Raw genomic sequence first — 21,269 nt, 5'->3', positions numbered from 1 at the left:
CAAATTACTGCTCCTTTCTCTTTTACGCTGGATTTGCATTTTTCGTAAAGTCTAAGTTTAGTGAGAACACAGAATAGCCTAACTCAGCGGGTGTTGCGCGAATCGGTGTTGCAACGCTCGGCCAGGCAGCGAACGTTGCCTGCGCCAAATAGGGGGACACCCAAGCCGCGAACAGCAAGAATTGGGGGACATCGGGGCACGAATAGGGGTCACACAGGACGTCCCCTATTACCATTGTTACCGACTCTTTCTTTTGGTTTTCAGGGTGAACTGCGCAACAGTTCGCAAATTCCTTGACAGAATCGGAAAAGCAAACGCAAATGCGGTAAGAACGGCGAAAAGCGTTGCGACGCACACAAGACAACGCCGCTGTTCATAGGCCGCATCATGCGGTCGGAATGTGACAGCCGGACAAACCGGTGGGCAGGAGCAGTGATGCAGGTGATCCGTCCCGTTGGCCGAGAGGCTGCGGCGAAGAAATACGATATTCTTTCGGCGCTGATGGCACATGCCCATGCGGGTGACCAGCATCGCCAGCGGCTGATCCTGCGTTTCATGTCCCTGATCACGACGCGATATAACTGGCAACGCAATGAGCTGACCATGGGTCAGCGAGAGATCGCGCGGCTGTGGTGTGTCGATGAACGCACCGTTAAGCGGGACATGGCACGGCTGCGCGCGCTTGGCTGGATCACGATCAAACGGCAGGGCGCTCGTGGTCGGGTGGCGGTGCTGGGCTTCGATCTGGAACGCATCATGCTGGACACGCGCGGGGCGTGGCAAAATATCGGGCCGGATTTCGTCGAAAGGGCAGGGGGCTCTGCCACGACGACGGCGGGGGATCAGAAGGTCGTGCCGTTCCGGCGGGCAGAGGCGATGCCTGCGGGTTCGGTCTGGGCAGCCGCGCGGGCGAGGCTGGCCGCAGAAGACCCGCCGATCTTCGAGGCCTGGCTGGCGGGGCTAGCCGATGGCGGGATGGAAGGCGGTCGGCTGACGCTGATTGCGCCGACCGGCTTTCACGCTAGTTATATCCGCACCCATTTGATTAACCGCCTGACGGTGGCGGTGCAGCGGTCTGACCATACGGTGCAATCGGTGGTCGTCGATGCGCGGTGACGCGGGTATAAGCTGCTATAGTAAGGCAGGGCAGGGGGCATGACATCCAAGAAGCTGACACGGACCAGCCTGTCTGAACAGATATACCGTGATCTGCGGCGCGCACTGATGGATGGCGAATACCGGCCAGCAGAGCGGCTGACGATCGCGGGAGTCGCGGATACATATGGCACATCGTCAACGCCTGTGCGCGAGGCGATTATGCGCCTTGCCTCAGAGCGGGCGCTGAATTTCACGGCGGCAACCTCTGTCGCGGTGCCGGAGCTGACGCCGCGCGATCTGCGCGAGATCGTTGCGATACGGCGCGATCTGGAGGGGCGGGCGGCGGCAAGGGTCGGTGAGATTGCGACGCCGTCCCATATCGCCGAGTTTGAAGAGATCAACAGCCGGTTTACTGCCGCCGCCGCCAAAGACCCGCGAGAGGCCGCGCAGCATAACCGCGCCTTTCATTTCCTGATCCTGCGCCGGGCCGAACTGCCCTTCATCGAGGCGATCTGTGAAAACATGTGGACGCTGATGGGGCCGTTCCTGCGCAGCTTCCACGAGGAAATGCCGGTGCGCGAATTGTCAGCCGATGACCACCACCACTTCCGCTTTATAGCAGCCTTGAAGGCGGGCGACGGCGATGCCGCGCGAGAGGCGATGCAGGCGGATATCGAGTGGTCGAATAAGCTGATCCTGCGGCAGGAGGCTGCCGGCGTTCAGGCGACGGAATAGCCGCCATCGACGGGCAGTAGTGCGCCGTTGATATAGGCCGCATCCTCTGACACGAGAAATCCGATTACTTTTGCAATTTCAGATGGTTCCGCCCATCGCCCAAGCGGTATGCGCGCCGTGATCGCCGGTTCGCGGGCCGGGTCGTTGCGCGCGCCGGCACCCATGCGGGTGTTGACCCAGCCAGGTGCGATGGCGTTGCAGCGGATGCCCTCTGGCCCCCAAGCGACCGCCAGCGAACGGGTCAGCGCGACGATTCCACCCTTTGATGCGGCATAGGCCGGGGCGTTGGCCGATCCGAACCAGCTCCACATAGAGGCGAGGTTGACGATGCTGCCGCCCGCATCGCGCAGTTTTGTACGTGCCGCTGTTGCCGCCGCCATAGAGGCGGTCAGGTTCACATCCAGCACATTGTTGAAGGTTTCGGGCTGCCACTCTTCGGCCTGTTTGATGATGCCGGCGCAGTTGATGAGCGCGTCGATCCGATCTGCGCGGGCCATCAGGGCGCTCAGCTCGGCTGCGTCGGTAACATCGCAGCGCTGAAACTCTATCCCGTCGGGCAAGGGGTCTTCGTGGTCGATCCCGCATGCGACGACGTGCCAGCCCTGCGACAGCAGGTGTTGTGCAGTGGCCAGCCCGATGCCGGTTCCGCCGCCGGTGATTACCGCTGTTTGCATCTGTTTCTTCAGCCCCCCGCCAGGAATGTTTCCGCCGTTTCGCGGATGCCCGCCGTGTCCAGCTTATAGTGCTCATACAGATGGGTTGGCGGCGCGATCAGGACGTATTCATCATATATCCCGTGCCGTTTCAGGCGGACACCCTTGCCTTCATCGGCCAGCACCTCTGCCACGGCAGAGCCGAGACCGCCGAGAACGTTATGTTCCTCTACCGTCATGAGGCGGTGTGCGCTTTCGGCGGCTTGCAGCACCGCATCGCGGTCAAGCGGTTTGATCGACGCCATGTCGATTACGCCGACCGAACGCCCGGCCCTGTTCATCTGCGCCGCTGCCTCTAGCGCGGGGTGGACTGTGATGCCGCAGGCGATGATGTTCAGCTCTTCCCCGAGGGAATGGGTATGGGCCTTGCCGAAGCGAAAATCGGTGCCGCCCTCATAGACGACCGGATCACGCCCGCGCCCGATGCGGAAATAGATCGGCTGATCCCAATCGGCAGAGGCGCGGATCGCGGCCTCCAGCTGGGCGCCGTCGCTGGGCGAGACGATGGTCAGGTCCGCGATGGAACGCATGGTCCCGATATCCTCAGTCGCGTGATGCGAGGTGCCGTAGAAGCCAAGCGAGATGCCGGTGTGATGGCCGACAAGCCGCACGCGTTGCGCGGAATAGGCGACGTCCATGCGGATCTGTTCGCAGGCCAGCAGGCCAAGGAAGGAAGAGAAGGTGGCGATAAAGGGGGTCACGCCGGTTGTCGCTATGCCTGCGGCGACGGAAACCATGTTCTGTTCCGATATGCCGAAAGAGATGTAGCGGTCGGGATAGGCTGCAGCGAAGCGGTTCAGCCCGTTCGAATATTGCAGATCGGCAGAGCCTGCGACGACGTTATTGCCTGCCTTCACCAGGTCGATCAGCCCGTTCGACAGATGGTCGAGGCCGGGATTGGCCGCGTTCAGGCCGCGATATTGCCACGAATTCGGGGATTTTGGGGCGTTCATCCTAGATCACCTTGGATTTTATTTCGGCAATGGCGTCTTCGGCATCGGTGGGGTCCAGCCAGCCCAGGTGCCAGCCCGGCTCGGTCTCCATGTATTCTACACCTTTGCCCTTCAGCGTCTTCGAAATGACGAGGGCAGGGGAGGTGCGCGTGTCATCCGCGCGCAGGCGGCGCATCAGTTCGGTCACTGCAGAAAGGTCATGGCCGTCGACCTCATGCACCTGCCAGCCGAAGGCGCGCCATTTGTCGGCAAGCGGTTCGATGTTCATGACATCATCGACGCGCCCATCCAATTGAAACCCGTTGCGGTCAACGATGGCGATCAGGTTCGACAGCCGGTTATGGGCGGCGAAAAGGGCGGCCTCCCAGACCTGGCCTTCCTGCATTTCGCCGTCGCCCATCATGCAGAACACCTTGTAATCCTTGCCGGTCCAGCGTTGCGCCAATGCGATACCGATGGCGTTTGACAACGCGTGGCCGATGGAACCGGATGAGAAATCGACGCCCGGCACCTTGCGCATGTCGGGGTGATCGCCAAGCGGACTGCCAAGGCGGGTGTAATCGTCCAGCCACTCGGTCGGGAAGAAATCCAGATCGGCATAGATGGGGAACAGGCCGACAGCGGCATGACCCTTGCCGATGGTGAAGCGGTCGCGCCCGTCCCAATCCGGCTGGCCGGGGCGAAGTTTCATGACGTCGTAATAAAGCGCCGCGAACATCTCTGCCGCGGAAAAGACAGAGCTGTAATGCCCGGTCTTGGCGATTTCGATCAGGCGAATCGTTTCCAGACGAATGAACTGCGCGCGGTCGCGCAACCGCGCAACTGTTTCAGTATCGGGCGAGTAATCATTGCCGATATGGCCTGCGGAAGTGCTGGCGGATGTCATCTGTTCCCTCATGTGCCGCGCCTTGATCTGGCAAGCCTATTGACTCTGGCTGCACAGATCAAGCATCGTATATCATATATGATGATGGGATGGCCTTAGTGAGCGCCATCGAACGCAGCAGGGCAGGCATGATCGTTTTCGGTTCTCCTTCCAGATATGTTCAGGGCCCCGGCGCTTTGGCTGGCATCGGGACAGAGGTCGCGCGGCTTGGTGATTCAGCGGTTTGCGTGATCGACGCGGCCCTGATGAAGCCGCATGGCGATAAGCTGAGCGATTCCTGCCGGGAAGCGGGCGTGGCTGCGCGTCTGCTGCCTTTCGGTGGGGAATGCACCGAGGGAGAAGTGACGCGGCTTGCTGCGGATGCGGGGCAGGGGGTGCAGATTGTCATAGGCTTTGGCGGCGGCAAATGCATCGATGCCGGAAAGGCCGTGGCCCATCAGCTTGGCGCAAAGGTAGTGACGGTTCCGGGCATTGCATCGACCGATGCGCCAACGTCGCATAACTATGTCCTCTATGCCGAGGATCACAGCTTGCTGGAAGTTCGCAAGCTGCCCCGCAATCCGGATCTGGTCATCGTCGATACGGCCATTATCGCTGCCGCCCCGCGTCAGTTCTTTGTGGCGGGTATTGGTGATGCGATCGGCAAGTGCCATGAAGTCCGCTGCTGTGCCGAGGCTGGCGGACGAAACATCTTCGGGGCAAGCCCGGCATGGTCATCGGTCGCGCTTGCCGATGCCTGCCATGATGTGCTGCGCCGTTTCGCCAGCGATGCCCTGGCGGCGGTCGACCGGGGCAGTCCCGATCCGGCACTGGAACGGGTGACAGAGGCTGTCGTGCTGATGAGTGGGCTGGCCTTTGAAAGCGGCGGTCTGTCGGTCGCACATTCGATGACGCGCGGGCTGACAGCGGTGGCGCCGTGGTCACAGGCGATGCACGGGCTTCAGGTGGCTTACGCGAATATTGTGCAGATGCGGGCGCAGGGCGCCGATGAAGCAGAGATAGACGATTTCGCTGGTTTCAGCCGCGATCTGGGGCTGCCGGTGAGCCTGTTCGATCTGGGCGGGCGGCAGGCAACTGACGCGGAAATCGCCACGATCGCCGAGCTGACGATGCGGTCGCCACATATCGGCCATCTGCCGAGGGTTCTCGATCTGGCGGGGCTGAAGGGGGCCATCAGGTGGGTCGAGGATCGCTATTCAGGTGGCGCGGGATGATCGGTCGCCTCATCAACAACATGCGCCAGCAAGCCGGCCCCGCCATGTTCGATGTCCCGCGTCAGTGCGCTGTAGGCCGCATCCGGATCGTTGCCGCGGATCGCCTCGACCACAAGCATATGCGGATGCGGGTCCCAGTTCGGCGGCACGCCGGCATCGTAAAGATGCGAAAGGATCGGACCGCAGCGCACCCAGAGGTTCGACACCACTTCATAGGACACCGGCAGGTCAGCGATTTCGCAGAGCTTGAGATGAAATTGCGTGTTCAGCCCGATGGCGCGGGGAAAATCCTCGGCATCCTGCGCGGTGACAAGCTCTCGATGAACCTGTTCAAGCGCGTCGATGCCCGCCGGGGTCGCGCTTTGGGCGGCGACACGCGCCGCGTTACCTTCAAGGTGGTTTCGGATCATCCTGATTTCCATCAGTGCCGCGCGGGTCAGATGCGGCACGGATATGCGCCCGCGACCGTCCATCTCAAGCGCGCGTTCGGTCACCAGCCGCAAAAGCGCCTCTCTCATCGGGGTGGCGCTGATTCCAAAGCTTCTGGAAATCGGACGAAGCGGCAGGTCATCGCCCGGTTTCATCCGCCCTTCCATCAGTGCCGCGCGCAAATTGCTATAGGCCAGCTCGCTGAGATTTTGCCGCTGGATCGGCTTTATCCATTCGTTTTCAGTCGCCTGCACCGGTCCCCTCCCCTTGATCCGCTGTTCGCGGTTTCGAATTGACTAAGTGTTATAACATGTGGATTATAACAACAGGATTGGCGCATGCCAGCGGTTGAGGTGCCTGCAAGCGTCATAAGGAGGATTAATGCGAGTGTCGCATGAACGCACCCCGGCAAATGGGGCAGGGCGGGACTTGTCGCCCGGATGCGGCTTTTTCGTGTCGAAAGGGTGTCAGTCATGAATGTTCCAGCAACACTGTCAGTCATCGCAGCACGCCCCGGCGGGCCCGAGGTGCTGGAACTGGTGCGCCGCGAACTGCCGCCGCCCGGACCGGGTGAGATGCGGGTGCGGGTCCATGCTGCCGGGATCAACCGCCCCGATGCCATGCAGCGTGAGGGCAATTACAACCCGCCGCCCGGTGTCACGGACGTTCTTGGGCTGGAGCTTGCCGGAGAGGTGACGGAACTCGGGCCGGACGTCACCCGCTTTGCCCCCGGTGATCGTGTCATGGCGCTTGTCGCGGGCGGTGCCTATGCAGAGGAAGCCATCGTGCAGGCCGACGTCTGTATCCGCGTGCCCGACGGGCTGTCGATGATCGAGGCGGGCGGCATTCCCGAAACCTATTTCACGGTGTGGAGCAACCTGTTCCAGCGTGCCGGCCTGAAGCAGGGCGAAACTGTTCTGCTGCACGGTGGCACATCCGGGATTGGTGTAACGGCAACGCTGCTGGCCCGCGCGATTGGTGCGCGGATGATCACCACCTGTGGCTCTGATGAAAAATGCCGCGCATCGGTTGAACTCGGCGCGTCGGATTCGATCAATTACAAGACACAGGACTTTGTGAAGGTTGGGCGCGACCTGACGGACGGCAAAGGGCCGGATGTGATCGTCGATATGGTCGGCGGATCGTATATGCAGCGCAATCTGGACCTGATCGCCGAAGATGGGCGGATTGCCCAGATCGCCTTTCAGCAGGGCTCGCAGGCGGATCTGAATATGGGGCCGCTGCTCTTCAAGCGGCTGACGCTGACGGGTTCGACACTTCGGGCAAGGCCGATTGCGATGAAGGCGGCACTGACCCAGGCGGTCGAGCAGCAGGTGCTGCCCCTGATCCTTGAAAAAGACGCGCGTCCTGTCATCGATTCCGTTTTCCGCCTGGAGGATGTGCAGGACGCCCATGCCCGGCTGGAGGCATCGGCCCATACCGGCAAGATCATCCTGAAGACCGCCGCCTGTGAGGAAGGATAACCCCATGGATGATCGGCAGGCAGGATCGAACCGGACCGGCGCACATATCCTTGCGGGTGCCTTGCAGCGGCACGGAATAGATAAGGTGTTCGGCCAGTCTATTCCTTCAGCCTTGTTCCTTGCCGCCCCGGATTACGGAATCTCGCAGGTCGGCTATCGCACCGAGAACGCCGGTGCCGCGATGGCGGATGCATTCGCGCGGGTGTCGGGACGTGTCGCTGTGGTGACTGCGCAGAACGGGCCGGCGGCAACCCTGCTGGTGCCCGGTCTGGCAGAAGCGCTGAAGGCATCCATTCCGGTGGTCGCCATCGTGCAGGATGTGCACAGGCAGCAGACCGACAAGAACGCCTTTCAGGAACTGGACCATCTGGCCCTGTTTGGCGGTGTCGCGAAATGGGTCCGCCGCGTGACGGATATCGGCCGGATCGACGATTACGTCGACATGGCGATCACCAATGCCACGACGGGCCGGTCCGGTCCTGCGGTGCTGCTGGTGCCGGTGGATATTCTTGATGAGCTGGAACAGGCGCTGCCGCAGACGGGGCGGCAGGCATCGCTTGGCACCTATCCGCTTGATCCGACCGCGCCCGATCCGGCCCGCATTCATGAGGCTGCCGCATTGCTTGCCGCGGCGGAGCGACCGCTGGTGATTGCAGGCGGCGGGCTGCACAGCTCTGGCGGATATGCGGCTCTTTCCGCACTACAGGAGATTGGCTTTCCGGTCGCGACGACAGTGATGGGCAAGGGCGCGGTCGATGAGACGCATCCCTTGTCGCTTGGCGTTGTGGGCTATTTCATGGGGCCGGGCGCGAAGGCAGAAGCATTTGCGCCGATGGTGCGCGACGCCGATGTGATCCTGCTGGTCGGCAACCGGACGAACCAGAACGGCACCGATAGCTGGCAGCTATATCCGAGGGATGCGCGCTATATCCAGATAGACATTGATGGGGCAGAGATCGGCCGCAACTATGAGGCGCTGCGCCTGACTGGTGACGCAAGGCTGGGGCTTGAAGCTCTGGTCGCAGCGCTGAGGGCGATGGATGCGGGCAAGCGGCAGTCTGCGCGTGCATCTCTTGAAGCGCGCATCTCGGATGGAAAAGCCGCGGCCGAGGAGAAGCGCCATGCCACCGCTGGTTCTGACGCGGCACCCCTGCGGCCGGAGCGTGTGGTGGCCGAGATCGACGCGGCGCTGACGCCGGACAGTATCGTCGTGGCCGATGCATCTTACTCTTCGATCTGGGTGGGGGATGGGATCACCATCCGGCAGGCCGGGCAGCGGGTGATTACCCCGCGCGGTTTGGCCGGGCTTGGCTGGGGATTGCCCTTTGCGCTTGGTGCCAAGGTCGCGCGTCCCGATGCGGATGTATTCTGCCTGACCGGCGACGGTGGCTTCGCCCATGTCTGGGGAGAGATGGAGACCGCGAAGCGCATGGGCCTGCCGGTCATTGTCGTCGTGCTGAACAACCAGATCCTCGGCTATCAGAAACACGCCGAACTGAGCATTTTCGGTGCACATACCGATGTGGTTCATTTTCAGCCGGTCGATCACGCAGCGATTGCACGCGCCTGCGGTGTGAACGGCGTCCGCGTCGAACGCGCGCAGGATCTGGCGGGTGCAATCGAAGATGCGCGACGCGCCGATGTGATGACGGTGATCGACGTGGTGACCGATGAACGCGCCTATCCGCCTGTCACCAGCTTCACGGGGAAACAGGCACTCAACTACTGACATTTGAAAGGGAGGAATGACATGAAAACTGTTAATCTGCTGGGCACCGCCGCGCTTGGGTTTGTGCTTGCCGCGCCGGCACTGGCCGAGGTGAAATTCGGATCGCTTTACCCGATCAGCGGACCGCTTGCCCTTCTGGGTGAAGAAAGCGCGCGCGGGCTGGAGCTGGCGGTAGAAGAAATCAACGCCGCAGGTGGCGTTCAGGGCGAAGAGGTCGTGCTGGTCAAGGGTGACGCGGTCGACAACAACCAGGCGACCGGCGAGGCGCGGCGCCTGATCTCTCTGGAAGGGGTCAAGGCGATTTTCGGCACCTATTCCTCGTCGCGGGTGATTGCCGCGTCGCAGGTGTCGGAACTGGCCGGTATTCCGTATTTCGAGCTGGGCGCGGTCGCGGATGAGGTGACGGGCCGGGGCTTCGAATATCTGTTCCGCACCAATCCGACCGCCGAAAACATGGGCGAGGATGTCATCAATATGCTGGTCGACAGCATCGCGCCCGGCCTTGGCAAAGACCCGGCAGAGCTGAAGATCGGCATCATCTACGAAGACAGTTCCTATGGAACCTCGGTCGCGGGCCACCAGGAAACGAATGCCGAAGAAAAGGGCCTGAACGTCGTGCTGAAGTCGGGCTATCCGGCCAACACGGTGGATATGTCTTCGCTGGTTCTGGAACTGCGCGATGCGGGCGCGGATGTGGTGCTGCAGACCTCGTATCAGAACGACTCGGTCCTGTTCCTGCAGCAGGCGAATGAGGCCGGCTATCAACCGTTGGCGATCATCGGCGGCGGCGGCGGCTATTCCATGCAGCCGACGGCTGATGCGGTGGGTCACGACATCATTGACGGCGTCTATGACGTGGACTTCACCCAATACGCCGTGAACACCGAAGCGACACCGGGTCTGGAGGAGTTCGTTGCCGCCTATGAGGCAAAATACAACGAATCCCCGCGGTCGGGCCATTCGCTGAACAACTATGTCGGTGCGAAGGCCGTGCTGGAGGCGATTGGCAGCGGCGAGGGCTTTGAGCCCGATCAGATCGTCGAGGCGGTGAAAGCCACCGACATTGCGGACGGGACGACGGCCACCGGCTATGGCGTGCAGTTCGGTGATACGAACCAGAACGAACGCGCGTTCATGCTGGGGATGCAGTGGCAGGATGGCAAGCTTGTCACCGTCTATCCCGAAAACGCGGCGGTCGCCGAAATGCGCTTCGCGACCGAATAGGGGCTGCAACCGGGGCGGCGCCGACGCCGCCCCCTTTCGACTGGGGTGGATGACATGACGACGTTTCTTCAGGTATTACTGAACGGCATCATGCTTGGCGGGCTTTTTGCCATCGTGGCGATTGGCCTGACGCTGATTTTCGGGATCGTGAAGGTCGTGAACTTCGCACATGGCGAATTCCTCATGGCCGGGATGTTCGCGACGTGGATGATTGTCACCAGGCTTGGGCTGCACCCCTATGCTGCGGTGATTATCGTTGTGCCCATGTTGTTCATTCTGGGTGCGCTGACGCAGCGGCTGCTGATCCAGCCGCTGATGGGCGCCGATGACGATCATGTTCAGATTTTCGCCACGGTCGGGCTGTCGACGGCGATGATAAACCTGGCGCTGCTTATCTTTGGTGCCGATATCGCCAATACACCCAATTTCGGATTGCGCACACCGATTGACCTTGGCCCCGTGCGGCTGCTGACCGGACAGCTTTACATCTTCATCGCCGCGATCCTGCTGGTTATCGGGCTGGAGCTGTTTCTCAAGCGCAGCCAGACCGGCCGCGCGATCCGCGCTGTCGCCCAGCACCGCGGCGCCGCAGAGCTGATGGGTGTGAACGTGCCGCGCATCTATATCCTCAGCTTCGGGCTGGGCGCGGCCTGTGTCGGGCTGGCGGCGGTGATGATTGCGCCGCTTTACCCGACCTCGTCCAATATCGGGACATATTTCGTGCTGACGGCCTTTGTCGTCGTGGTGCTTGGCGGGCTCGGCTCTATCCCGGGTGCGTTTTTCGGCGCGCTGATCATCGGGATCATTGACGCGATGTCGGGCTTTTATATCGGGTCCGACCTGCGCGAGGCCGTGGTGTTCGGCATCTTCCTGATCATCCTGATCCTGAAACCGTCCGGGCTGTTCGGCAGCCGGATGTCCCTGTCGCATCTGTCCTGAGGAGCAGTCATGAGCATCAGTGACACAGAACCGCGCGTGACGCAGAAAGACCGTAGATGGGGCTGGGGGCAGGTGGTCTTCGGCCTGCTGGTGGCGTCGCTGCTGGTGGTCCCGCTTCTGATCAACAATGCCTTCGTCTCGCATATCTTCGTGACCATCTGCCTGTTCGCAGCCCTTTCCACCGCGTGGAACATCGTTGGTGGATTTGCGGGGCAGATGTCGCTTGGACATGCGGTGTTCTATGGCATCGGCGGCTATGTCGGGGTGATGCTGTTCAATATGGGTGTCACGCCTTGGCTGGGCATGTTCGCGGGCGCGGCCGTTGCTGCCATCGTGGGCATGATTATCTCTTACCCCTGCTTCCGGCTGAAAGGTCCGTTCTACACGCTGGCATCCATCGCCTTTCTGGAGGTGTTCCGGGTGCTTGCGTTGCATTTCGGTGAGTTCACCGGCGGTGCGACGGGGCTGATGATAGAGCTGAAGCTGGGCTGGACCTGGATGGTGTTTCGCGAACGCTGGCCCTCGCTGCTGATTATTTTCGGTATGCTGCTGTTCACACTTGCTGTTTCGTGGGTGGTGCGCCGTTCACGTCTGGGCTTTTATCTGGTCGCCACGCGCGAACGGGAATCTGCCGCCCGCGCCGCTGGCGTGCGCACGGTTCAGGTCCGGCTGATCGCGGTCGCGATTTCCTCGGCGCTGTGTGCCATGCTGGGGACATTCCACGCCATGTATCTGACCTTTATCGAGCCCGCCTCGATGTTCGGTCTGGCCTTCTCGATCCAGATTGCCATGTTCGCGCTGATCGGTGGTATCGGCACTGTGCCCGGCCCGCTTCTGGGCGCCGCACTGCTGGTTCCGATCACGGAATGGGCGCGGGCCTCGCTTGGCGCATCGGCCATAGGGCTGCATGGTTTCGTCTATGGTCTGGTCCTGATCCTGTTCGTGCTGTTCATGCCGAACGGCATCATGGGTCTGCTCAAGCGGCTGACGGCGCATCGTGCTGCCGCCTCGGACGAGGAGGTTGCGCAAACGCAGACCGACCCTGTCGCCGCGCCCGTCGCGGACGCGCGGGAAGTCACGCCGCCATCGCCCGACCGGCCCGGCATCGGTGACGACATCCTGCGGGTGGAGAATCTGAACAAGCATTTCGGCGGTCTGCATGTGACCAAGGATGTCAGCTTCACCCTGCGCGAGGGAGAGGTTCTGGGCCTGATCGGCCCGAATGGCGCGGGCAAGACGACGCTGTTCAACATGTTCTCTGGCTTCCTGTCGCCGGATGAAGGCAAGGTCAGTATGCGCGGTCCTGACGGTCAGTGGCATACACCGACGAATCCGGCCGACTTCGCGGCGCTCGGACTTGGGCGCACCTTCCAGATCGTGCAGCCCTTTGCCGCCATGACGGTTGAGGAAAACATCATGGTCGGTGCGTTCTACCGTCACCATGATGAAAAGGACGCAAGGGAGGCCGCGCGCGAAACAGCCTGGCGGATGGGGCTTGGGCCGCTGCTGAAGAATGAGGCCCGCGGGCTGACCATCGGCGGTCTGAAGCGGCTGGAGGTCGCGCGCGTCATGGCGATGGAGCCGCGCGTTCTGCTGCTGGATGAGGTGATGGCCGGCATCAACCAGGCCGATGTGCGCCGCGCCGTCGATCTGATGCTGTCGATCCGTGACAGCGGCGTTTCGATCATCGCGATCGAACATGTCATGCAGGCGGTGATGTCGCTGTCCGACCGGGTGATCGTGCTCGCCTCGGGCGAGGTGATTGCAGAAGGCACGCCGCAACAGGTCGTCCAGGACGAACATGTGATCGAAGCCTATCTGGGCAAGGAGTTCGCCGATGCTCACACTTGAAAACATCGATGCGGGCTATGGTCCGACCACGATTCTTCAGAATGTCAGCCTGACGGTGAATGAGGGCGAGATCGTCACCATTGTCGGCGCGAACGGGGCCGGTAAGACGACGACGCTGCGCACGATTGTCGGCCAGATCAAGCCGCGTGCCGGCAGGATCACCTTTATGGGCGAGGATATGACGAAGCTGCCACCGCATGAGGTGGTGGATCGCGGCATCATCCTGATCCCGGAAGGCAGGCAGCTTTTCCCCGACATGACGGTGCGGGAAAACCTGCTGATGGGGGCCTATCGCAAGGATGCCCGCTCCGAGCAGGAGGCGCGGCTGCAAGAGGTGTTCGATCTGTTTCCCCGTGTTCGCGAACGCGCGGGTCAGACGGCGTCGTCACTGTCAGGCGGAGAGCAGCAGATGGTCGCGATTGCACGCGGCATGATGGCAAAGCCGAAAATCCTGATGTTCGATGAACCTTCGCTTGGTCTGGCGCCGATCATCGTCAGTCAGGTTTTCGACGTTGTCCGCAAGGTCGCGGAAACCGGCACCACCGTGCTGATCGTCGAGCAGAACGTCTTTACGACGCTCAAGGTCGCCAATCGCGGCTATGTGCTGGAGAACGGGCAGGTGGTGCTGGACGACACGTCCGAGGCTCTGCTGAAGAACGATCACGTCCGCCGCGCATATCTGGGGATATAGGATATGGAGCTGACAGAAATCACCCCGCAGGAAATGCGGACCCGCCCCTCTCATCAGGGTCGCAACGTGCTGGTGACAGGCGCGGCACGCGGCATCGGCCGGGCAATTGCACAAGCCTTTGTCGAGCGTCATGCGACGGTCGGGATTTGTGATCTGAAGGGCGAGGATGTCGACAGGACCTGTGCGGAGCTGAACGGGCTGGGGCTTGGCAAAGCGGTGCCGGTGACCTGCGACGTTTCAGATTATGACGCTCTGGTCGGTGCCATTGACGCGACCGGGCTTGAATTTGATACGGTGATCAACAATGCCGGGATTTCACCCAAGCATGATGGTGTTGCCCACAAGGTCTGGGAAATGGATCCGGCCGAGTGGCGGCGGGTGACGGATGTGAACCTGACCGGCACGTTCAACACCATCCGTGCGCTTACACCGGCGATGACGCGGGCGAAGCGCGGCTGGATCGTCAATACCTCCTCCGTCGCGGGCAAAACCTATTCTCCGGTTGTTGCCTGCCACTATGCCGCGACGAAATCGGCCATTATCGGGTTCACCAAGCACCTGGCGGCAGAGCTGGGGCCGTTCTCTGTCCGGGTCAATGCCCTGGCACCGGGCCGTATCGCCACACCAATGGTTGCGGGCGTCGCGCCAGAGGTGAATGCGGAACAGGTCCGGCTGACACCTATGGCACGGCTTGGCGAACCGGCAGAGGTCGCGGATGTCGCGCTTTGGCTGACCTCGACCGAATCCAGCTTTGTCACCGGCCAGACGATCGACGTCGCCGGCGGGCTTTACATGACCTGAGGAAATTCATGATTACCGGCCATACCAAACTTTACGGCATCGTTGCCAACCCCATTCATCACATCAAGACCCCGCAAGAGGTCAATCGCCTGTTTGCGGAAATCGACCATGACGGGGTGCTGGTGCCGTTCCACGTTCTGCCAGAAAACCTTGCGGGGTTTGTGGACAGCCTGCGCGGGATGGAAAACCTTGGCGGCATGATCGTGACCGTTCCGCATAAGGTCGAAATCCTTGCCTTGTGTGACCGGATTGAAGGTGACGCCGCTGAGATTGGCGCGGTGAATGCGATCCGCCGGGAAAGCGATGGCTCTCTGGTCGGTGCCATGCTTGATGGCAAGGGTTTCGTCGGCGGGTTGAAGGCGGCGGGCATAGATGTCGCCGGGATGGATATTTGCCAGCTTGGGGCAGGGGGCGCCGGTGCGGCCATCGCCTTTGCTCTGGCCGAGGCAGGCGCGGGGCGTCTGAACATCGTGAACCGTTCGCAGGACAAGGCGCGATTGCTGGCCGAACGCGTTGCCGCGAAATACCCCTGCACAGAGGTCACGACGGGTCCTGCAGATAGTGCCAGCCGCGACATCGTCGTGAACACCACCTCGCTTGGCATGAAGGACGGTGATCCGCTGCCGACAGAGGATACGGCCTTCCGCCCCGGTCAGGTTGTCGCCGAAGTCATCATGCAGCCGGAAGAGACGCCGATCCTTGCCTTGGCAAAGGAAAAGGGTGCGCGGACCCATCCCGGCCGTCCGATGCTGCGTGAACAGGTCCGGCTGATGGCGCGGCATCTGGGCGTGCCCGGCGCATGAGGGGGCTTTGATGGTTGAGACCAAACAACCCTCCATCAACTATGACTACATCATCGTCGGGGGTGGAACCGCAGGCTGTATCCTGGCCGAGACGCTCAGCCGATCGGGACGTCACAAGGTCCTGCTGCTGGAAGCGGGCGGCGAGGCACGGTCGCCCTGGATACGCATTCCCGCCGGGTTCTATAAGCTACTGGTGAACCGTCGCTACAACTGGGGTTTCTGGAGCACGAAGGAAGCGGCGACCAATCATCGCGAAATCGCCATTCCACGCGGCAAGGGGTTGGGCGGATCGACCCTGATCAACGGTATGATCTATGTGCGCGGGCAACCGCAGGACTATGATCTTTGGGCGCAACAGGGCTGCGACGGTTGGGGCTGGCAGGACGTGCTGCCCTATTTCAAATCCATCGAGACCTGGCAGCATGAAGACGAGGACGGTTTTCGCGGCAAGTCGGGCCCGATGCCGGTTGCCGAGGTGGTGGAACAGAACGCCATAGGTCAGGCATTCATCGACGCGGCACTTGCGCAGGGGCAGCGCTTTAACCCTGACTATAACGGGGCTGAACAGGAAGGCGTCGGCTGGTATCAGGTGAACCAGAGGAACGGCGAACGATGGTCGGCCAATCGCGCATGGCTGTCCCCGGCGCGGGGCAGGGAAAACCTGACAGTGCTGACGAATGCGCGCGTGACCCGTGTTCTGCTGGATGGTCGGCGTGCGAAGGGCGTTCGTGCCATCCACCGCGGGCACCAGCAGGATTTCACCGCGGGCGAGGTCATTCTCGCGGCAGGCGCAGTTCAGACGCCGCACTTGCTTGAAATTTCCGGTGTAGGCGATGCGCAGCGTTTGCGCGATCTGGGTATCGACGTTCACCATGATCTGGCGGGCGTTGGCGAGAACTATATTGACCACTTCTGCACACGAATGAACTGGCGTGTCTCTCAGCCGGTCACGCTGAACGAACTGACCCGGATGCCGCGCCTTGCGGGGGAAGTCATGAAATACGCGACGCGGCGCAAGGGCGTGCTGACCTATGGCACCGGGCTGACGCATGGCTTTTTGCGCTCTCGTCCCGATCTGGACCGACCGGACGTGCAGTTCTTCTTCATGCACGCAAGCTATGCCAACGCGGCAGAGCGGAAGCTGGACCGGTTTCCGGGCATGACGATTGGCGTCACGCAGCTGCGGCCGCAATCGCGGGGCTCGATCCACGCCGTTTCGGCGGACCTGCATACGCAGCCCGCCATCGTGCCGAACTTTCTGGATGCGGAAGAGGACAGGCGGTCGATGGTTGATGGCATGAAGCTGGCGCGGAAGATCATCGAACAGGCCCCGATGGATCCGTTCCGCGTGGCAGAGCTGAATCCGGGGCCGGACTGCGTCTCGGACGAAGACTGGCTGGCTTTTGCACGCTCCAATGGCCAGACCATCTATCACGCCGTGGGCACCTGCCGGATGGGCAACGATGACATGGCGGTTCTCGATCCGTCGCTTCGGGTGCGCGGGATGGATGGTTTGCGTGTCATAGATGCCTCTGCCATTCCAGAGATGGTGTCGGGCAACACTCAGGCGGCGGTGATGATGCTTGCCGCGAAGGGTGCCGATATGGTTCTGGCCGAGGCGCGGTAGCCCCGAAGCCAGCCCTAGGCGGGTTTCTCAAGCAGAGATCGGCCGGCCCTGCGCCTGCATCGCTTCGGCTATTCCGGCGGTAATATCCTGCGGGCGAGCGGCGGCGGCGGCTTCCAGCACCTTGGAAATCGACGGCGAGGCTTCGCCGCCATGCACACGCATGATCGGCTGATCCAGCCAGTCGAACACGCGGCGCTGCAATTCGTCGGCAAGCAAACCGCCATATGACGTGCCAGCGGCGCCCTGTTCGACGATCAGCACATTGTTGGTTTTGCGGATCGACGCCTCGATCATGTCCCAGTCCAGCCCCGCCCGGTCCAGCGAACGCAGGTCGATGATTTCCGCATCGACGCCCAGTTCCTCGACCACCTGCCGGGTTTTTTCGACCATCGCCAGATAGGTCAGAATGGTCAGGACGTTACCTTCCCGCACCATGCGGGCTTTGCCAAGCGGGATGCAGTAGTCCAGATCGTCTTTCGGTGCAGTTCCGCGCGAGGCATAAAGATCTACATGCTCGATCACCAGCACGGGATCTTCGCAAAGCAGGGCAGAGTTCATCAGGCCGATATAGTCGAATGGCGTCGACGGGGCGACGATCCGCCATCCGGGAGATGTGGCAAAGATGCCCGCCGGGTCCATCGAGTGCTGCGAGCCATAGCCCGTGCCCATCGCCACCTTTGTGCGCAGCACAAGCGGCATCGGGCTGTCACCGCCGAACATATGCCGTGCCTTGCCGATCTGGTTGAACACCTGATCGGCGGCGACCCACATGAAATCGGGATACATGAATTCGATCACAGGACGGATGCGCCCGTCTGCTGCCATGCCAGCCGCAAGGCCGGTAAAGGCATTCTCGGAAATGGGCGTGCCAAGGCAGCGATCAGGGAAGCGGTCGGACAATCCCCGTGTTGCGCCGTTCGTGCCGCCTTTCAGCCGATGCACGTCTTCACCCATCACGACGATGCGCCCGTCGGTTTCCATCCGGCGCCCCATGACATCGGCCACGACGTCGATAAAGCGGACATCATCGGCCATATCGCCAGTAAAGCTAACCTGTTCTTCGAAGCGAGCGCCTTCAAACTCCGACAGATCACCGCGCAGCCCGTAATCGACGAAACTTTCTTCCGGCCAGAGCGCGGGGCGGATGCGCGTCTTGCCATCTGTCTCTTCCAGCATCTCGGCGGCTATTTCTTCCATCATCTGCTGGCTGTTGCGGCGCAGCTCGGTCACCGCGTCCACACCGATGATCTGGCGTTGCTGCAGGTCACGCGCCATCGCATCAAGCGGATCACGGGCGCGCCATTCGGCCTCTTCCGCCTTGTCGCGATATCCGAAGGCGGAACCGGGCAGCGGGCCGTTCTGGTGGAAATAGCGGTAAAGATCGGCCTCTATGACCACCGGCCCGCCACCGGCGCGCATGATCTCATTGGCTTTTTCGGATGCCAGATAGACGGCAAGCGCATCCATTCCGTCGACCTTGATCGAGGGAATACCAAAGGCCGGGCCACGCGACGACAGGCGCGTTTCGGCGGTTGCTTCTTCGACATTGGTGGAAACCGCATAGCGGTTGTTCTCGATAAAGAAACAGACCGGAAGCTTCCATGCTGCGGCGATATTCATGGTTTCAAGGACAGAGCCGATATTGACCGCGCCATCGCCGAAATAGGTATAGACCACATTGCCATCGCCGGCACGCTGGTGGGCAAAGGCGGCGCCCGCCGCCATCGGCACCCCGCCGCCGACGATGGCATTGGTGCCCAGATTGCCCGCCTCGGCCCAACGCAGATGCATTGAGCCGCCGCGCCCTTTGCAGAAGCCCTGCGACAGTCCCATGATTTCTGCGAGGGTGCGGGTTGCCAGCTGGCGAAGATCGTCGCTGAATGGCTGCGTCGGATCAATCCCGTCCTGCGCGACATAGGCCATCGCCTTGGCAAGAAACTGATGATGCGCCCGATGAGAGCCATTGACCTGATCGCCCGGTCTCATCGCAAGGGCAGAACCGACCGCCCCGCCTTCCTGACCGATTGCTGAATGGGCCGGACCATGCACCAGCGTCTTGCCCGCCAGATCCAGAACCTTTTCTTCGAAGGCGCGGATCAGATGCATTTGTGCCAGCATCGTCAGCCCGGTTTTTGGGTCAAGTGCGGCCCGGTCCTCCTCTGTCACGCGCATTTCCGTCCAGGGGGCCGAGGGTACGAGGTCGTCAAAAACAGGCATTTGGAAAATCCACTTTACGAATGGGTTCAGGCAGCAAGAAAACCGCCATCGACGGGCAGCACGGCGCCGGTGATGAAGCTCGCCATGTCGGATGCAAGGAAGATCACCGGCTCGGCGATTTCGCGCGGCTCGCCAATGCGCTTCATGGGTGCGCGTTGCAGGAACCAGTCAGCGCCGCCGGGGCGGTTCAATTGCGCGTCGGCCATCTCGCTTTGCATGATGCCCGGCGCGACCGCGTTGACGCGCACGCCATGCGGCGCAAGATCGCGGGCCATTGCCTGCGTCAGCGAACGGATCGCGCCTTTCGACACCACATATCCCGCGGTCGATCCGCCCGCGACGAACCCGGCGACCGATGACATGTGAATGACGCAGCCTTTGCGGGCAATCAGGGCCGGGACGAAGGCGTGGGCGGTGTTGAATGCGCCCTGCAGATTGACCTTCATGATCCGGTCCCAGATGTCCGCCTGATCGGGATCGTCGAAGGTGGCACGGCCAGCCACTCCGGCGTTGTTGACAAGGATATCCAACCCGCCCTGATCGGCGAGGATGTCGCTGGCACATGCTTGCACCGCGTCACGATCCGTCACGTCGAGCGTCAGGGCAGTCGCATCGAAGCCTTGTGTGCAAAGGGCCTCTGCCTCACGCGCCGCATTCTCCGCGTCGATATCGGCCAGAATGATGCGCGCACCTGCACCGGCCAGACCGGCGGCGATGGCAGCGCCAAGCCCGCGTCCCGCGCCGGTTATGAGAGCCAGCCTGTCTTTCAGCAGTTCTTTCATGTCAGCTTCCTGAAATCGGGTGGGCGGGCACGGCTAGGCCATGTGAATGCCGCCGTTTGCCTGAATGGTTTCACCGGTAATGAACGATGCCGCGTCCGAGCAGAGAAACGCGACCACGCTCGCAATTTCCTCTGGCCGGCCGAAGCGGCGCAGTGGCGTATCGGCGATTGTCTTATCGCCCCGGTCGCTCAGCAGATCCCGCGTCATCTCTGTTTCGATGATGCCGGGTGCTACGGCATTCACGCGTGTCTTTGGCGCAAGCTCTCGCGCAAGGCTTCGTGTCAGCGAGGTCAGCGCACCTTTAGACGCTGAATAATGCGCGTTCTCGAAAGCGCCGCGATGACCCGCAAGCGAGGTGATGTTCACGATGGCAGAGTTTTCCGCCAGATGCGGCGCCGCCCGGTTTAGAATACGGAAGACGCCGTCCAGATTGACCGAAATCGTGCGGCGCCATTGATCGTCGGTCATGGTTGCAAAGGGCTCTGCCAGGTAGATACCGGCGGATGGGACGACGAAATCCAGCGTGCCGAAGCTGGAAACGGCACGGTCGATCACGGCCTCTGACGAAGCCGGATCGGTCGCATCGAAGGCGCAACTGATCTTACGGCCGCGTCCGGGCAACCGCTCGGCGAACTCTGCGCCGCGATCCGCGTCCCGGTCGGCGAGCACCAGATTGGCGTCTGCCCGTGCAAATAACCGGGCGATTTCGCTGCCGATCCCGCCTAACGCGCCGGTCAAAAGCAGCGTGCGGCCCGAAAAATCAAACAGCACGGCTGCGCCCGGAAAATTGGGGTGATCGTATCATGCAGCCCCTCCAACAGCATGTGTGTTATTTGTTATAACACTGTGGCAGGGGCGGCGCAATCCTGTCCATCACCGGCGCGGGACAGCGCGATGCAGGCCCATATTCTGCATCGGGCGCATAGTGAGGGTCGAACACTATTTCGGTCGAGGCACCTTGTCCGAGGGGATCGTCGTATTTGATGGCTTCGGTCCTGGGCTTTATCCGCTGATTCAGGGGCAGAGGTTTCGAAACCAGACTTGAATATTTGTGAGAACCGTAGAAACGCGCCTTCTTATATTGGTCCGCGAA

General features: G+C 61.6%; 19 protein-coding genes. 12 read left to right on the top strand and 7 right to left on the bottom strand.

Translation table 11 applies throughout. The annotated features are described in order from the left end of the window. Nucleotides 1-435: 435 nt before the first annotated feature. Both PAF20_RS17640 and PAF20_RS17635 read left to right on the top strand, forming a co-directional pair. Entirely contained in the window at nt 436-1,116 is a 681-nt protein-coding gene (locus tag PAF20_RS17640; RefSeq protein ID WP_271073450.1) for a DnaA N-terminal domain-containing protein, read from the top strand. A gap of 39 nt (nt 1,117-1,155) precedes the next feature. Further along, complete coding sequence (locus PAF20_RS17635) at nt 1,156-1,833, top strand: GntR family transcriptional regulator (protein ID WP_271073449.1); 678 nt, start codon at nt 1,156-1,158, stop codon at nt 1,831-1,833. On the opposite strand, the gene PAF20_RS17630 is transcribed toward PAF20_RS17635, so the two are convergent. Genes PAF20_RS17630 through PAF20_RS17620 form a run of 3 tightly spaced genes read right to left on the bottom strand, consistent with a single transcriptional unit; the run spans nt 1,818 to nt 4,385 of the window. Further along, entirely contained in the window at nt 1,818-2,507 is a 690-nt protein-coding gene (locus PAF20_RS17630; protein ID WP_271073448.1) for an SDR family NAD(P)-dependent oxidoreductase, read from the bottom strand. The genes PAF20_RS17635 and PAF20_RS17630 overlap by 16 nt on opposite strands. 8 nt (nt 2,508-2,515) lie before the next feature. Beyond that, nucleotides 2,516-3,499, bottom strand: a complete 984-nt coding sequence (locus PAF20_RS17625; RefSeq protein ID WP_271073447.1) for a transketolase family protein — start codon at nt 3,497-3,499, stop codon at nt 2,516-2,518. 1 nt (nt 3,500) lies between these two features. Next, complete coding sequence (locus tag PAF20_RS17620) at nt 3,501-4,385, bottom strand: transketolase (protein ID WP_434802968.1); 885 nt, start codon at nt 4,383-4,385, stop codon at nt 3,501-3,503. Nucleotides 4,386-4,483: 98 nt separating this feature from the next. Here PAF20_RS17620 and PAF20_RS17615 point away from each other — a divergent pair, with 98 nt between their 5' ends. Next, entirely contained in the window at nt 4,484-5,599 is a 1,116-nt protein-coding gene (locus tag PAF20_RS17615) for a glycerol dehydrogenase (protein ID WP_271073445.1), read from the top strand. Here PAF20_RS17615 and PAF20_RS17610 read toward each other — a convergent pair. Continuing rightward, nucleotides 5,578-6,282 carry a GntR family transcriptional regulator gene (locus PAF20_RS17610; protein ID WP_271073444.1) on the bottom strand — a complete coding sequence of 235 codons (705 nt, stop codon included), beginning with the start codon at nt 6,280-6,282 and terminating at the stop codon, nt 5,578-5,580. The two genes, PAF20_RS17615 and PAF20_RS17610, sit on opposite strands and share 22 nt — an antisense overlap. Nucleotides 6,283-6,501: 219 nt before the next feature. Between PAF20_RS17610 and PAF20_RS17605 the strand changes: the two genes are divergently transcribed. Genes PAF20_RS17605 through PAF20_RS17565 form a run of 9 tightly spaced genes read left to right on the top strand, consistent with a single transcriptional unit; the run spans nt 6,502 to nt 17,177 of the window. After that, the gene (locus tag PAF20_RS17605) at nt 6,502-7,512 is read left to right on the top strand and encodes an NAD(P)H-quinone oxidoreductase (RefSeq protein WP_271073443.1); all 1,011 of its coding nucleotides are present in this window, start codon (nt 6,502-6,504) and stop codon (nt 7,510-7,512) included. A 4-nt stretch (nt 7,513-7,516) separates the two neighbouring features. After that, nucleotides 7,517-9,241, top strand: coding sequence for an acetolactate synthase catalytic subunit (locus PAF20_RS17600; RefSeq protein ID WP_271073442.1), 1,725 nt, complete (start codon nt 7,517-7,519; stop codon nt 9,239-9,241). Nucleotides 9,242-9,262: 21 nt separating this feature from the next. Then, nucleotides 9,263-10,465 carry an ABC transporter substrate-binding protein gene (locus PAF20_RS17595; RefSeq protein WP_271073441.1) on the top strand — a complete coding sequence of 401 codons (1,203 nt, stop codon included), beginning with the start codon at nt 9,263-9,265 and terminating at the stop codon, nt 10,463-10,465. 54 nt (nt 10,466-10,519) lie between these two features. Beyond that, nucleotides 10,520-11,404 carry a branched-chain amino acid ABC transporter permease gene (locus tag PAF20_RS17590; protein WP_271073440.1) on the top strand — a complete coding sequence of 295 codons (885 nt, stop codon included), beginning with the start codon at nt 10,520-10,522 and terminating at the stop codon, nt 11,402-11,404. 9 nt (nt 11,405-11,413) lie between these two features. Next, nucleotides 11,414-13,255 (top strand): branched-chain amino acid ABC transporter ATP-binding protein/permease, encoded by a 1,842-nt coding sequence (locus PAF20_RS17585; RefSeq protein WP_271073439.1) that lies wholly within the window; start codon nt 11,414-11,416, stop codon nt 13,253-13,255. Further along, nucleotides 13,242-13,946, top strand: a complete 705-nt coding sequence (locus PAF20_RS17580; protein WP_271073438.1) for an ABC transporter ATP-binding protein — start codon at nt 13,242-13,244, stop codon at nt 13,944-13,946. The genes PAF20_RS17585 and PAF20_RS17580 overlap by 14 nt, the downstream gene beginning before the upstream one ends. Nucleotides 13,947-13,949: 3 nt before the next feature. Next, nucleotides 13,950-14,747 carry a 3-oxoacyl-ACP reductase FabG gene (fabG, locus tag PAF20_RS17575; protein ID WP_271073437.1) on the top strand — a complete coding sequence of 266 codons (798 nt, stop codon included), beginning with the start codon at nt 13,950-13,952 and terminating at the stop codon, nt 14,745-14,747. 8 nt (nt 14,748-14,755) lie between these two features. After that, nucleotides 14,756-15,550 (top strand): shikimate dehydrogenase family protein, encoded by a 795-nt coding sequence (locus PAF20_RS17570; protein WP_271073436.1) that lies wholly within the window; start codon nt 14,756-14,758, stop codon nt 15,548-15,550. 10 nt (nt 15,551-15,560) lie between these two features. Continuing rightward, complete coding sequence (locus PAF20_RS17565) at nt 15,561-17,177, top strand: GMC family oxidoreductase (protein ID WP_271073435.1); 1,617 nt, start codon at nt 15,561-15,563, stop codon at nt 17,175-17,177. Between the two features lie 27 nt (nt 17,178-17,204). Here the strand turns inward: PAF20_RS17565 and PAF20_RS17560 are convergent, their stop codons facing one another. Genes PAF20_RS17560 through PAF20_RS17550 form a run of 3 tightly spaced genes read right to left on the bottom strand, consistent with a single transcriptional unit; the run spans nt 17,205 to nt 20,944 of the window. After that, complete coding sequence (locus tag PAF20_RS17560) at nt 17,205-19,394, bottom strand: alpha-ketoacid dehydrogenase subunit alpha/beta (RefSeq protein WP_271073434.1); 2,190 nt, start codon at nt 19,392-19,394, stop codon at nt 17,205-17,207. Between the two features lie 26 nt (nt 19,395-19,420). Beyond that, entirely contained in the window at nt 19,421-20,176 is a 756-nt protein-coding gene (locus tag PAF20_RS17555; protein ID WP_271073433.1) for an SDR family NAD(P)-dependent oxidoreductase, read from the bottom strand. Between the two features lie 33 nt (nt 20,177-20,209). Beyond that, nucleotides 20,210-20,944: an SDR family NAD(P)-dependent oxidoreductase gene (locus PAF20_RS17550; protein WP_434802967.1), complete on the bottom strand. Its 735-nt coding sequence runs from the start codon at nt 20,942-20,944 to the stop codon at nt 20,210-20,212. Between the last annotated feature and the right edge of the window lie 325 nt (nt 20,945-21,269).

This window comes from Paracoccus albus, from assembly GCF_027913035.1.
Lineage (GTDB): Bacteria > Pseudomonadota > Alphaproteobacteria > Rhodobacterales > Rhodobacteraceae > Paracoccus > Paracoccus albus.
The sequence above is the reverse complement of the archived record's forward strand: the minus strand, read 5'-3'. Positions and strand labels throughout refer to the sequence as shown.